The organism is Fructilactobacillus florum DSM 22689 = JCM 16035 (genome assembly GCF_001436645.1).
GTDB classification, from domain to species: domain Bacteria; phylum Bacillota; class Bacilli; order Lactobacillales; family Lactobacillaceae; genus Fructilactobacillus; species Fructilactobacillus florum.
In genome coordinates, this window is sequence record NZ_AYZI01000008.1 from 66,505 (window position 1) to 80,973 (window position 14,469).

The following is a 14,469-nucleotide window of genomic DNA, read 5'->3' on the forward strand; positions in this document are numbered from 1 at the left end:
GTAATCATTTTTGTTTGGTGTTAAAACATCCCCCCACCAGTAGCCCGGCGGCTTGTTTACGGATATTTAATAATTAGTTCCGGCGTTTAACTGGTAAATTTGTAAAATATCCGTAAAATTAAGTACTAGTGTCTGAACTTTTAAAATTAAAGGAGAAATATCCATGTGTGGATTTTGTGGTTACGTCAACAAAAATGGAATTCCCAAACAAACGATTAACGAGATGGCAAATAAGATTAAACATCGTGGTCCAGATGATGATGGTTATTTTCAAGATGAAAATATTTCAATGGGCTTTCGGCGGCTTTCAATTATCGATCTAGCTCATGGAGCCCAGCCGATGTTTGGTGATCATGAAACCAGCGTGCTAACCTTCAACGGTGAAATCTATAACTACCAAGAACTACAGCAGGAACTAATTTCTGACGGGCAAACCTTCAATACTGATTGTGATTCAGAGGTACTGGTGCGTGGCTACGAAGCCTGGGGTCCTGATAAGTTATTAAGTAAAGTCCGCGGAATGTTTGCCTTCGTCATCTACGATGAAAAACAAAATCAAATTTTTGGTGCTCGCGATCATTTTGGCATTAAGCCCCTCTACTATTACGATGATGGCAACAATTTCATGTGGGCATCTGAAGCAAAAGCCTTTTTAGCTAATCCTAACTTCAAAAAGGAATTTAACGAGGCTCTCTTAGCGATCCACTTGAGTTTTGAATTTATTCCGTCTGCCGAAACCCTCTTCAAAAACGTTTATAAAGTAATGCCTGGCGAATACTTTATTTACAAAGATGGTCACAAAGAACTACACCGCTACTATCAGTTTAATTATGATCACATTGATCATTCTCAAACAATCGATGGTGCAGCTGACGAGATTAAAAAACTGGTCGCAGAGTCTGTTAAAGCTCACATGATTGCGGATGTTCCTGTCGGCAGTTTTCTTTCTAGTGGGGTTGACTCCAGCTACGTTTTCAATGAAGCAGCGAAAGTTAAACCTATCCATTCCTTTTCATTGGGATTCAATAACTCCAAATTTAGTGAACTGAGCTGGTCAACGAAATTTGCTAAGGAGATTAACCAGGAAAATACTCCCCTTACAATTGATGGTGATGATTATTTTAATCTACTACCAACCATGATGTACTATATGGACGAACCGCTTTCTAATCCCTCGGCTCCCCAGTTGTTTTTCTTATCTCGAGGCGCACGTAAGGATGTCCCGGTTACACTTTCTGGTGAAGGGGCCGACGAATTCTTTGGTGGCTACAACACCTATCTAGAGGCTTTCACCTTTGAGCGCTACCAGAAAATAGTTCCTAGTGTCATTAGGCGAGCCCTTGGAAAGGCTGCCAGTATTTTCCCAAGATTCCATGGGCGCCGGTTCTTAATTCGTGGTGCCGAACCCCTCTGGCGAAGATATTATCGGGTGAACTACGTCTTTGATGAAGTTGATCGCCAAAAAGTTTTAAAAAACCCCGCCTTAAATCGAGATACTGCCAAGTACACCAAGCATCTCTTTGATGCTGTGGCCGATCAAGATGAGGTTACGCAAGAACAGTATTTTGATATTAACACGTGGCTGCCCTTTGATATCCTGCAAAAAGCAGATCGAATGAGCATGGCTAATAGTTTGGAAGTCCGAACTCCCTTAGTTGATAAAGAAGTTGCTGGCTTTGCCTCCACGATGCCAACCAAGACGCGAATCACTTTTGAAAACAAACAGCCAATTACGAAAGCCGCCTTTCGCAAAGCTGCCGCATCACAAGTGCCTAAGGTCGTAGCTGATAAGGAAAAGCTTGGCTTTCCGTCTCCAATTGCTCAGTGGATTAATGATCCGAAATACCACGAGCGAATTGTGACAGCGTTCCACTCTGATATCGCCGAAAAGTTTTTTAATGTTGACCAACTCGACTATATTTTGGAACAGCACGCTCATGGAAAATCGAGCATGCAAAAGATTTTTACGATTTATACCTTTATCCTTTGGTACGGAGTTTACTTTCCAGAGGCTACTAATACTAAATACGCTGACGAAGTGGTCCTAACGCCCACCGATCTCTAAGCTATAACCGGAGCCGCCATTAATGCGGCTCCCTTTTTTATGCCACAAACCGGCTCTAACCTTAGCAACATGCTATAATTAAGCTACTTTATCCTCAGGAGGACTTTATTCATGGACGTCAATACTAATGAATTACGCGATCGCTTTTTACGATATGTCAGGGTCAACACCCGATCTAATCCCACGTCACAAACCATTCCCTCCGATCAAAAAGAGGTCGCTTTTTTAGCTGACCTCAAGGAGGAATTACAGAAACTTGGCCTTCAAAACGTCCGGACCAATAAACAAAGTGGCTATGTTTTTGCTGAATTACCAGCAACGGACGATGCTCCTCGTGCTACCCTCGGGTTAATTGCTCACGTAGATACGGCTGATTTCAATTCTGAACACGTCAATCCACAAATAATCAAAAATTACGACGGTCATTCGGTTATTAAACTTGATGCCACCGGTAATTACCGCCTCGACCCAGCGGTCTTTCCCAACCTTAAAAATTATACCGGTCAAACCCTCATTACCACTGATGGCTCAACTCTTTTGGGAGCTGATGATAAGGCCGGAGTTGCAGAAATTGTGACGGCACTACAGCTTCTTAAAGCCCATCCCGAGACAAAACATGGGCGAATTGTCGTTGGATTCGGTCCCGACGAAGAAATTGGTACTGGGGCTGACCACTTCGATGCTGACGATTTTGGGGCTGATTTCGCCTATACAATTGATGGCGGCCCGCTTGGCGATCTGCAGTACGAAACCTTCAATGCTGCCGCTGCAACGGTTACTTTCAAAGGAACTAATGTGCATCCATCTGAAGCAAAAGACGTGCTGGTGAATGCATCACAACTAGCCATTAATTTTCACGAGCAACTGCCTAAGCATGACCGACCAGAACACACGGCCGGTCGCGAAGGATTTTTCTTCTTGACAGACATCGCTGGCAACTGTGATGAAGCGACCCTAAACTACATCATTCGTGACTTCGACCGGCAAAAATTTGAAGACCGCAAACAACTCTTCACCAACTTAGTTGCTCAGCAAAATCAACAATTTGGAACCCCAAGAGTCCACTTAGAGTTAACTGACCAATACTACAATATGGGTGAAGTCCTAAAAAAAGATCTAACGCCGGTCGAACTTGCCAAAAAAAGCATGGAACAGGTAGGAATTACTCCTCATATTTTCCCCGTCCGTGGGGGTACTGATGGATCCAAAATTTCTTTCATGGGCATTCCAACCCCAAATATCTTTGCCGGTCCGGAAAACATGCACGGTCGTTTTGAATTTGTGTCATTACAGACCATGGAACAGGCAGTTCGCGTTATTATTCAATTAGCGCAGGAAGTTCCCACCAGATAAATCATTTAAGGGCAATGAAATTCCCCCTAACAATTTAGAAAAAATTAGAGCCCCCGAAATCTCAAAGTCAAGATTTCGGGGGCTCTAATTTTTTAGGCTATTTAAATTGAATTTTAACGTACTCCTGATATTTAGGAAGCGATTGCATCAGTTCTTGATGAGTTCCGTGGCCACTAACTTGACCATCATCAATAAAGTAAATCTCGTTAGCATCCACAATCGTACTCAGCCGATGGGCGATAATCAAGGTGGTACGGCCAGCCATCAACTGATTCAGCGCTTTTTGCACCATGGCCTCTGATTCCGAGTCCAGACTAGCGGTAGCTTCATCAAGCATTAGAATTTGGGGATTGCGCAGAAATGCGCGGGCAATCGCTAAACGTTGTCGTTGTCCTCCACTAACTTTAACTCCTCGTTCCCCCACTTGGGTATCGAGCTGCTGATCCATTTGACGAACAAATTCATCGGCATAGGCCAGTTTCAACACATGCCAGATTTCATCATCGGAATAGTCCCCTGCCAGTCCATAAGTCAAATTATGGCGGATCGTTCCAGCCATAATCGCTGAATCTTGACTAACAAACCCTAACTGCTGGCGCCAACTCTTAAGATTTAAATCGTGAATATCTTGTGTCCCGATTTTAATGGCACCGGCTGTGGGCTGATAATACCGCTCAATCAAATTAAGAATCGTTGATTTTCCACTCCCAGATGGACCAACAAAAGCTACAGTAGTATTTGGTTTAGCCGTGATGTTAATATCGGTCAAAATCGGTTGCCCTGTTTGATACGAAAAATCAACATGTTCTAGATTCAACGGCTGATTAGCAACCACAGGGATTGTCGGCTGGGAAAAATCTTCTTCGGTCTCTGCTAACAACTCCTGGATATGCTCTGTTGCTCCACTCGCTTTTGCTACCCGAACTGAAAATTGTCCTAAAATCGAAACCGGGGAGATCACCTGAAATAAATACATCAAAAAAGCAAATAACGTTCCCATCGTCATCGTTCCGGTTGCCACTCGGTGAGCTCCATAAGCTAATAATCCTACCATTAAAGCCATCATCGTGGTTCCCATCAATGGCCCAGCGATTGAGTTGTAAATGGCTTCCTTTAAACCGATTTGATATAAATGATTAATGCTTTGATGTCCCGTCGTTACCTCGTACTGTTCCGCATTTGATGCTTTTACTAGCCGAATCTCACTCAAAGTGTCATCCACCTGACCATTGAAATCCGCAAGAGTCTCCTGGCGAGCATGTCCCACTTTCATTGTCTGGCGCATAATCGGGCGCATCATAATGAAGACTCCCGGCACAACAATGAACATAATCAACGTCATTCGCCAGTCCATCACCAACATGAAGAAGAAAGCTCCCACCAGTTGAAAAATGGCGGTAACGGCATTGGGGAAAAAGTTAGATAATAAATCCTTGATCTGGTCGGAATCATTAACTAATCGTGAGGTCATCTGTCCAACCTTCACGTTATCAAAATACGTAATTTTTAAATTAATCAATTTTTCCCATAGAATTTGTCGCAATTTTGCAACTACTTGCTCACCAAAGGCTCCCAAAAAAGTCCCAGAAATTGCGCTAATAACTGCGCTAAGGATAAACAGCGCAATGATAATTGCCAACAAGGTGCCATTCAGCCCCTTGCTAAATTCGTTAACCAACAGTTGCGCAAACTTAGGAACTACCAGTTGCCCCAAGGTAGCGATTAACCCTAACGTTAAACCAACCAGCAACTGCCAATATTGGGGTTTCGTTTGGCGGATCAAACCAGCAAAGCTTCGAATTTTAAACTTACCAGTTTTCTGATTATCTTGTTTTTTCAATACCTGCCTCCAAGCCATAAGCTCATATTATTAATGTGGAAATAACTGCAATAGAAAAAGAGACTTCCAACCAGTACCAGTGGTAGGATGTCTCCAAGTGTCTCATCGGCATGGGCAGCAACGCTTCAATTACCGCCCAAAATGCGCTCCCCCGGAATCGAACCGGGATTATGAGGACCGAAATCTCATGTGCTATCCATTACACTAGGAGCGCCCAATAGTTTAATTGTAGCCTATTTTGCAAAAAATTCAATCTTTATTTCTTAACCAGCTGACCATTCTGAAGTGGGGTGCTAATTTAACCCCGCACACCGAGCTATCGACCCCCGGCAATCTGTTGGGCAGCGGTTTCTAAGTCCAAGCGTAACTGCAGTGCATCTGCTTTAAAGTCTGCCACTAGATCAATGCCACGAGCCTGATACGTCCCCAACTGTTTTCCGGTCACACTTGAAAAAATCAAAGTTCGGTCATCGGCCAGTGTAACGGTATCATAGAATCCCTCTTCTGCTGCAATTAAATACTGCTGGAGCAGTTGTTGCACGGTCTGTAGAATCAGGGTGCGTTCGGTTATCTGGTTACCAGCAGCGGCTTGCCGACCGAGCTCTTGGTTAATTTCTTCCATATTTTCTGGAATCGCCATTGATTTCTCCCCTTTAATTCAATAATCTGATTTATTATAACCCAATTTACTGAATATCTGAAAGAAAGCAATTTTAATAAACGTATGCTAAAGTAGGGCTGAAAGGAATGATATTATGCACATTGGCATTATTGGCGCTGGTCCGCGAGGTCTCATTCTCTTAGCAGACCTTTTACAGGCAGCATCACAAACAGGGAAACTCTCAATTTCACTTTTCGATCCCAATCCAATTGGGGGCAAAGTTTGGTCCCCAACCCAACCTTTGGATTACATTATGAATTCACCAGCACAACTAGTAACCCTATTTAATGATAATCAACCCGGTGCAAACTTCTATGAATGGACTCAGAGCAAGGTTGCTCGTGACTTCGTTACCCAGGAAAACTATCAGCATGACTTTTTGGCGCTGATGGAGCAGTTACAGCCAAATGACTATGCTCCGCGAGCTCTCTTTGGTGTTTATTGTCAATGGTTCTATCGCCAACAATTAAACCGGTTGGTCCCACAGCAGCAAGTTACTTATTTACCAACCACGGTCACCGCCGCCCAACCAACTTCCACTGGGTTCATCCTGGTGACTCCCAAACAACAAATCAATGTTAACAAACTAGTGATTAGCTCTGGAAATGTTGCAAATCAACTAACAAAAACTGAACAAGCGCTTCAGGACTATGCAACCGCCCATCAGCTAACCTATCTTGGTCCCAATCACCCCAACGAAGTTGATTTGACTAACATCAAGCCTAAAACTAATGTCATCATACGGGGGATGGGTCTTTCGTTTTTTGACTATCTTAGCCAACTTACAACTGCTCGGGGTGGTCGCTTTACCCGGAGTGGGGACCACGGTTTGACATATCATCCTTCTGGTCAGGAGCCCCATATTATTGCGGGATCTAGACGGGGAGTGCCTTATTATCCAAAACCAATCAACCAAGCCCAAGTTGGGGAACAACGACCTGCTATTTTTTTAAATCCTGCTCACATCCAGCAGGGATCAGTTGCTGGCAAGTTGCCATTTAAAACTTTTATTAACCTCGTCCAAGCAGAAATTGAGAACGTCTACTATCGCATCATATTGCAAAACAACCATCCCCAATCCGATGTCGCTGAGTTTAGCGCTGGCTTTGCGGCTGCCGCTGATCGCACATCCTTCTTAAACAACTACCACTGGCATCCCGGCGAGCGACTGGGTTGGAAAACCATCCTAAATCCTGTCGCTGGAACTAAAATTACGAACATTGCCAATTACCAACAGACCCTCCAAACTTGGCTTGCCAAGCTGGTGTCCGATGCTCGGCAAGGTTCAAATCATGCTCCCATTACAGGCGCACTTGCCACGCTGATCGATCTACGAACCACTATTCAACGGCTAGTCACTGACCAGACCTTTACCGATCGTGATTATGTAGAAAAATTTCTTCCGAGCTTTAATTCATTTGCCGGATTTCTAACTGCTGGTCCACCAGTCGCACGCTATGATGAACTGATGGCTTTAATGCGGGCTGGAATTGTGACAATTCTTGGACCACAACTTCAGGTGGTCGGAGTTAAACACCAATTTTTGGCTCGTTCCAAATTTTATCCAGATGAACCTTTCCTTGCTCAGGCAATAATTGAAGCCCGATTACCTAGTGCCAATTTAAAACGGACCACGAATTCTTTATTAGTTTCTTTGCGAGAACAAGGTATTATCACTGCCTACCAATTTCATCCTGAGAACAATGAAACCGTTACTAGTGGAGCAGTAAAGACCGACTTATCCACCTACCATCCGATTAATCAGCAAGGAAAGCCGAATGATCAACTTTACGTCTGGGGTGTACCCTTGAGTGGCATTGAGTGGATGACAACTACTTTGCCACATCCTGCCGTCCATGATCATAATTTTTCCGTTGCCGATTTGATTACCGAACAACTGTTAGCGAATCCCGCTGCTTCATCATAAAGAGAAGACGAATCATCGTGATTTCACCGTTCACCATCGTTAATCTGAGGTAGCCTACTTAAAAACCTTTATAAATTAAAAAACCGCTCACACTGTGGGCGGTTTTTATTATCATTACACTATTTTTGAACTTGGACAATCAATTTACCACGTACGTGACCGGCCTTAAGCTGATCGTAAGCAGCTCCCGTTTCTTCCCAAGGAAAAACCTTGGCAATCACTGGATGTAATTCATCGTGGGTGACCCAATCAGAAATTATTTTCAGTTGGGAACCGCTTGGATGCATCAATAAAAACTGGTATTTAGTTTGCTTTGCCCGCGCTCGTCGCTGTAATGGGTAACTAGCCGCCGCAAACATTAATTCTTTCAAAATCCCCAGCTGCTGTGATTCCGCGAGTGCTGCAGTTGGGACCCCACTGATACTAATAACTTGACCACCAGGACGCAAAATCTGAAAACTATCCTGCAAGGCCCGACCACCCAGCGTATCGAAAACCAGATCATAGTCATGAAGCACCTGTGAGAAATCCGTCTTTCGGTAATCAATCACCTGATCAGCTCCAAGTTGGCGCAAAAAGTCAGCATTTTCAGCACTAGCGGTCGTGGCAACAAAAGCTCCCATTCGTTTGGCCATTTGAATGGCCAACACACCAATTCCACCAGCTCCAGCTTGAATTAGCACCCGTTCTTGGGGTTGGAGATTTGCGACATCATGAAGCACTTGGTAACTGGTCAGACCGGTTAACGGTAGCGCGGCTGCTTCCGTAAAACTCAGTTTTTCTGGTATTTTAGCAACCTGTGTTGCTGGTACCGTGAGATACTCAGCCAAGGTTCCCGCATGCTGGTGATCAGGACGTCCATACACCCGATCACCGACCGCAATACCGGTAACTTGCTTTCCAACGGCGACTACTGTCCCCGCGAACTCATTGCCCATGGTGAGGGGCAACTTCGCTTTCATCAGTGGTTTCATTTTGCCCGCCTGAATTTTGTAGTCCACGGGATTCAAACCGACCGCCATAACGGCTACTAAAAGCTCATCTGCCGCTGGTTGCGGGGTAGCTACGGTAGCAAAAGCTGCTGGTCCTTGATAACTTTTAAATTGATAAGCTTGCATCTTAGTTGAAATTTCCATCATAACCTCCGTTATTGCATAAATCTAATGGTGACCTAAAAATTGTTGCTTGGTCAGTTCAGCATCAAGATAGTCAAAAGCTATCTCAACCACTTCACTGCATCTGAATCGTTTCCGTTTACTAATCAATGGATCATCTTCATCAAAGTACCGCAACCCAAGTTCCCCGGGCTGGCGACTGCGAATCGGCAACCCAAAGTAAGCCGTCCCGTCCGTCAATTTAATGCGTACTAGCCGTTTAAACCGGCGGGACTGTTCGAGAATCATTTGAAATAAATCAACCGTTTTATCAAAGGCGCGCTCATCGTTTAGGAGCGGCTGCCGATAGGTTCCCTGACTAAGATTTAACCCCACAAAATGATTTAACAAGCGTAGATAATCACTTTTAATAATCACCTGTCCAATTTCATCTAATCGAATCAACTCATATCCACCAAACAGTCCATTCATATCCACCACTGCAAACACCGCTGCATTAGCATTAACCGCCCGCACTTGACCAATGAAAAATAATTCTGGTTTAAGTTTGGGAACCATAATTACCCGCTGTCCGTTTTCACAAGCCCGGTTGAGAATCGCAAAGATCTTGAGTGATGTTGTCTCACTAAGGGGTTCAAGATGGGGCCGAAAGAGCAACGAATGTGATTGACCTAACAACCGCAACTCAGTCCCTAAAAATTCCGCCGAACAAATCTGATGCTGATCTAGTTGGCGCTGCCCCGCTTCCCGATTATCAAATTTGTCAAAAGTACGTAACTTGACGTGGTCTCGCTCCACAGCGGTGACAAACCCTTCCAGCATCGTCCCATCCTGCAGAGTTAATAAGAGTGCTTGTTGTTCAACCAGCGCCGTACCCAATACCTGGGTAAGCAGCGCCACCTTCTGATTCAGCTGATAAGGAACTGGCTGTGCGTCAATTAATTTTAGCCGTTGCGCCATTTGAATCCGCTGTTCCATTTTAGCAAGGTCATCACTTTCAAAATCAACATCAAAAATGTCCTGGTAGGTCAAGTAAACGTAACCATTTGCCAAGCCATCTTCCGTGTAGGTCGTCATAATGACCCCACCCTGATCAAGAGCTACCACGATCCCCGTATAAAAAATAGAAGAGTTGTTTTGCATGACGTTTACCAAAGTTTCTTGCTGCAAAGATATTCGCAGATTTTCTTTAATTTCTAAGCGCTGTTCTGATGCCATTTTCCCACCTGTTTCTGCTACGAAAGCGCATTAGCCATGTAATTATGCAATGCGGTTCCGGTCTTTCCGCAACTCAAGCCGACAATTAATTTAATTCGGGCTTTTTGCCCGTTTAGTTGCTCACAAAACGTCAAACCAAGGGATCGTAATTCAATCCCCCCACCTTCGTAAGCATAAATTGGTTGAGCGGCACCGCTTAAACATCTGGATACCAAGATCAAGGGAATCTTCGCCTTTAATAAGGATTTAATCGAAGTTAAAACCGCAGCTGGCAAGTTCCCGGCTCCCATTGCTTCAATCACAACCCCCCGAGTTTCTGGACGATTAACGGCGTTTAACAAGAGATCATCCATCCCCGCACTCGCTTTTAACAAGTACACGTGATCGACTACGTGATCAATCTGGCTATAAGCACTGCCTAACAACTGTTGCGCAAAAGAAACCTGACCATGATCAACCGTCCCTAAAGTTCCATAGACGGGATCTTTAAAAGTATCAATACTGGTCGTATGGGTCTTTGTAACATAACGAGCCGCATAGATTCCACTGTTGAAAACGACTAACACTCCTTTATTTCTGGCACTGTCACTAGCTGCCACTTGGATGGCTGATTTGAAATTAAATACTCCATCTGCCCCGATTTCATTGGACGAGCGCATGGCACCAGTAACTACCACTGGAATCGTGTTGGGTAGTGTTAAATCCAAAAAATAGGCGGTCTCTTCCAAAGTATCGGTTCCATGAGTCACCACCACTCCATCAATTCCATTATCAATCGCTTGCTCAATACGTCGTTTCACCCGTAACATCGTCGCAGGCGTCATCTGCGGTGATGGTAAATTTAATAATTCGTCGTTTTCTAATTGAATGTCAGTTAATCCCAAAACTTCATTATTATCAATGGGATTTTTTTCATTTGGTAGCACTCCGCCGTTCACTCCTTGTGACATCGAAATCGTCCCACCAGTGTGAATTGCTAGAATTTTTTTCATGAAGTAAACTCCTATAATTATAAAATACTCAGCTTATATAGTACCACACTCGCCACCCATTCGATGGATTGACCAAATCTAAGGGTTTCATTTCGATCGCTTCTCAACTATACTAAAAAAATAAGGAGTCCTTACAAATGAAAGAATCGGAACGTTACTATCAACCGCATACTTCCAAAGAAGCACTCCGCAAAGTGCAAGCACTCTTCAATTCCTACTGTCGAGCACCGCTGACCACCGAACTCCTGCAATATCATCACCAGTTAACGCAACAGGTTGTAACTGATATTTTACCGGCAGCCCGCCGTGAACAACAACCGGCTCGTGTCGCTGCCGCCAACCGCATTTATCAAATCATGTTACGTTGGTCAGCTGTGCGCTTAGCGGGTCAGCCTTGGATAGGGAAACTGGTTGACTTTCAGCTAATTGAACCACAAAATAGCCCCAAACGACAGGTTCGGACCACCAAAATACATTCGCACCAGCCAGGTCGCAGTGTTCGTCACTAATCAACTAACCATATAATGAGGTGTTTTCATGGCAAAACGAAAAAAAATTGAACGTCAAGAACGCGCAAAGGTCATCATCGATATGAACGACTTTTTGATTAAATACGCCGAATCAATCCTAGGACCAAAACCTGATTTAGCTCAACAACTGTATCAGGCGGGGAAAGATGAGATCAGCGGTATTGATCAACTCCTACAAGATGACGGTTTTGGTCGCAAAGATAAATACGAAGATATTGCTACCGGCTTTGTCTATAACTTCTATCAAGTCGATTCTGCAACAAATAAACAAGTTGCTAAAGAATTAGTGCAAGAAGCCATTCGTGATATGGGGAAAAATGCTAAAAAATACAATCGCTGGGCCGAAGAGTAAACAACCCTAGTGGTTGTTTTTTTACTAAACAGAGGAGTTGATTGCCATGCCCAGTAGGATCGGTGTCCGCGAGTTGGTCAGCTTTATTCTTCGTAGTGGCGACCTCAATCGCCAACAAACTAGTATGAATACCGCCCAGGCTGGAACTAGAATTCACCAACGACTCCAGCGAAAGCAGGGAAAAGCCTATCATGCTGAATACGCTTTATCAACAACCATCCAACTAGCCGACCAGCCTTTACTGGTCCACGGTCGCGCTGATGGGGTGGTTTTCGCAGCGAAGCACGCACAAATTGATGAAATTAAAACTTCTGATGTTGAATTTTCTGAACTAACTGAAAATCAGTTGCAGCTTTACTGGGGACAAGTAAAAATTTATGCTCACCTCCTATTTGCTGAAAACCCGGAGCTTTCTAGTATTACTATGCGCTTGATCTACGTCCAAACCCCTGAAGAAACTAGTAAGATTACTACTAAAACGATCGATCGACAAAGCGCTGCCGCCTTTTTTAAACAGGTTACCGATGAGTACGCCGAATGGCTGGCACTAAAAACCAAGCTAAAACAGGAATGCATCACCAGTGCTAATCAGGTTAACTTTCCCTTTCCAAAGTTTCGCCAAGGTCAACGCCAACTTGCGGCGGTCGTCTATAAAACGATCGTAAATCGACGTCACCTCTTCGTGGAAGCCCCAACCGGTACTGGGAAAACCATTTCCACCATTTTCCCCGCTATTAAAGCCTTAGGGACTGGGCAATGCGAACGTATTTTTTATTTAACAGCTAAGCAAAGTACCCGCCGGGTAGCCGAGCAAGCCATTGCAGCTCTCAGCCAACAAGGACTACGTCTTCACAGTCTGACGATTACGGCCAAGGATCAGATCAGATTTCCAGCCGAACAGGGCGTAGCAGATGATGCCAATCCCTACATGCTAGGCTATTATGATCGACTCAAACCGGCACTCAAAGATTTATTGCTTCATCAAAACCAACTAACTCGTCCTATCATTGAGCGTTATGCACAAACCTACCAGCTGGATCCCTTTGAATTTTCACTGGATGCCAGTCTTTTTTGTGATGTCATCATTGGTGATTATAACTATTTATTTGATCCCATCATCCATTTACAGCGCTTCTTTGCCGTTGAAAATCCACTAAACTGCTATCTAATTGATGAAACCCATAACCTTGTGGATCGGGCTCGCGAAATGTATTCCACAGAGCTTGATGACGAACCAATTCAACCACTATTAAACGCCCTTCCAGCTGATCAAGCGACGCGTAAAGTCAAGACTGCCCTACGCCGCGTCCAACGCTCTTTTACTAACCTAAACCAATCGTTGGTGGAACAGCAGGTCGAATTTATTAATCAAACTAACCCTGACGAAGATTTCAATACTGCCATCGAAAAACTTAGTGCCCGCTTACATCAATGGCTTAGAAAACGGGAGCCGAGTCCACTTGTCGAGCAGGTTCTCGCCTATTACTTTGTCTGTTTACGCTATCTAAAGCTCGTTGAACTTTTTAATGACCATTTTCGTTGGCGGGTATTGCGGGTCGATCAAAAAACCTGTGTCCGACTCCTTTGCCTGGATCCCAGTCCGTTTATCGCTGAAACCCTGCAACAAGGGGGCGGATCCATTTTATTCTCAGCAACACTCTCACCGCTACCGTATTATCGCCAGCTCCTAGGTGCTGAATCTAACAGTCTCCAATACCAGTTACCTTCACCATTTCCACCCGCACGACAAGCGGTTTTGATCACATCGTATCTAAAAACAACTTATCAAAACCGGACAAAGGAACTGCCCCAGTTATTGGCAAGTCTAAAAATTTTAATTAGTGCCAATCCGGGGCATTACCTGGTTTTCATCCCCTCTAATGTTTACCTAGATCAGATTTATCAAGCCTTCCTTAGCAAATATCCCGAAGTAAAGACCGTGAAACAAACGGCTGACATGTCTAGCGATGACCGCGAATCTTTCTTACAGGCCTTTGCCCCTGAGCAACCACCAGTCCTAGGCTTTGCGTTACTGAGCGGTATTTTTTCAGAAGGAATTGACCTAGTTGGCAAACAACTGATTGGCGTTGCCATTGTTGGTGTCGGTTTGCCAAAGATCAACCCTGAAACTAATCTTCTCCAGGACTATTTTACCCAAAAAAATGGATTCGGCTTTGCATACGCCTATCAACTCCCCGGCTTTAATCATGTCTTGCAAGCCGCTGGACGATTGATCCGTTCTAGTACTGATCGTGGGATTGTTGCTCTTTTTGACCAAAGATTCACTCAGAAAAGATATACCAGGCTATTTCCGCCTCATTGGTCTCATTATCAAGTTGTGTGCAACCAACATCAGTTTAAAGAAAAGGTTAAGAATTTCTGGAATGAAGATTTATAATCTTTATTAGTTGAAATG

At 44.1% G+C, this 14,469-nt stretch carries 11 protein-coding genes and 1 tRNA gene; 6 read left to right on the plus strand and 6 right to left on the minus strand.

Annotation, left to right across the window (positions count from 1 at the left end):
* The first annotated feature begins 163 nt into the window (after nt 1–163).
* Together asnB and pepT are read left to right on the plus strand one after the other, a co-directional pair.
* Nucleotides 164–2,065 carry an asparagine synthase (glutamine-hydrolyzing) gene (gene asnB, locus FC87_RS05365; RefSeq protein WP_056961826.1) on the plus strand — a complete coding sequence of 634 codons (1,902 nt, stop codon included), beginning with the start codon at nt 164–166 and terminating at the stop codon, nt 2,063–2,065.
* Nucleotides 2,066–2,176: 111 nt separating this feature from the next.
* Nucleotides 2,177–3,418, plus strand: coding sequence for a peptidase T (pepT, locus tag FC87_RS05370; RefSeq protein ID WP_054690106.1), 1,242 nt, complete (start codon nt 2,177–2,179; stop codon nt 3,416–3,418).
* 97 nt (nt 3,419–3,515) lie between these two features.
* On the opposite strand, the gene FC87_RS05375 is transcribed toward pepT, so the two are convergent.
* From FC87_RS05375 to FC87_RS05385, 3 genes are all read right to left on the minus strand, one after another.
* A complete protein-coding gene (locus FC87_RS05375; RefSeq protein WP_051393779.1) occupies nt 3,516–5,276 on the minus strand; it encodes an ABC transporter ATP-binding protein in 1,761 nt (586 codons plus the stop codon).
* 124 nt (nt 5,277–5,400) lie between these two features.
* A tRNA-Arg gene (locus FC87_RS05380) sits at nt 5,401–5,472 on the minus strand.
* A 102-nt stretch (nt 5,473–5,574) separates the two neighbouring features.
* Nucleotides 5,575–5,898, minus strand: a complete 324-nt coding sequence (locus tag FC87_RS05385; RefSeq protein ID WP_009166902.1) for a hypothetical protein — start codon at nt 5,896–5,898, stop codon at nt 5,575–5,577.
* A 115-nt stretch (nt 5,899–6,013) separates the two neighbouring features.
* Here FC87_RS05385 and FC87_RS05390 point away from each other — a divergent pair, with 115 nt between their 5' ends.
* On the plus strand, nt 6,014–7,846 hold the full coding sequence (locus FC87_RS05390; RefSeq protein ID WP_054690098.1) for an FAD/NAD(P)-binding protein: 1,833 nt from the start codon (nt 6,014–6,016) through the stop codon (nt 7,844–7,846).
* A gap of 119 nt (nt 7,847–7,965) precedes the next feature.
* On the opposite strand, the gene FC87_RS05395 is transcribed toward FC87_RS05390, so the two are convergent.
* From FC87_RS05395 to FC87_RS05405, 3 genes are read right to left on the minus strand one after another with little or no spacing between them, the layout of a single operon-like run.
* Entirely contained in the window at nt 7,966–8,985 is a 1,020-nt protein-coding gene (locus FC87_RS05395; RefSeq protein WP_100221820.1) for an NADP-dependent oxidoreductase, read from the minus strand.
* Between the two features lie 21 nt (nt 8,986–9,006).
* Nucleotides 9,007–10,179 (minus strand): hypothetical protein, encoded by a 1,173-nt coding sequence (locus FC87_RS05400; protein ID WP_009166905.1) that lies wholly within the window; start codon nt 10,177–10,179, stop codon nt 9,007–9,009.
* Nucleotides 10,180–10,196: 17 nt separating this feature from the next.
* Nucleotides 10,197–11,171, minus strand: coding sequence for an asparaginase (locus FC87_RS05405; RefSeq protein WP_056961828.1), 975 nt, complete (start codon nt 11,169–11,171; stop codon nt 10,197–10,199).
* Nucleotides 11,172–11,308: 137 nt separating this feature from the next.
* Between FC87_RS05405 and FC87_RS05410 the strand changes: the two genes are divergently transcribed.
* The 3 genes from FC87_RS05410 to FC87_RS05420 are packed head-to-tail and all read left to right on the plus strand — an operon-like array spanning nt 11,309 to nt 14,451.
* On the plus strand, nt 11,309–11,680 hold the full coding sequence (locus tag FC87_RS05410; RefSeq protein WP_035421450.1) for a hypothetical protein: 372 nt from the start codon (nt 11,309–11,311) through the stop codon (nt 11,678–11,680).
* Nucleotides 11,681–11,708: 28 nt separating this feature from the next.
* Nucleotides 11,709–12,053 carry a hypothetical protein gene (locus FC87_RS05415; protein WP_009167095.1) on the plus strand — a complete coding sequence of 115 codons (345 nt, stop codon included), beginning with the start codon at nt 11,709–11,711 and terminating at the stop codon, nt 12,051–12,053.
* 46 nt (nt 12,054–12,099) lie between these two features.
* Nucleotides 12,100–14,451 (plus strand): ATP-dependent DNA helicase, encoded by a 2,352-nt coding sequence (locus FC87_RS05420; protein WP_035421448.1) that lies wholly within the window; start codon nt 12,100–12,102, stop codon nt 14,449–14,451.
* Nucleotides 14,452–14,469 lie beyond the last annotated feature (18 nt).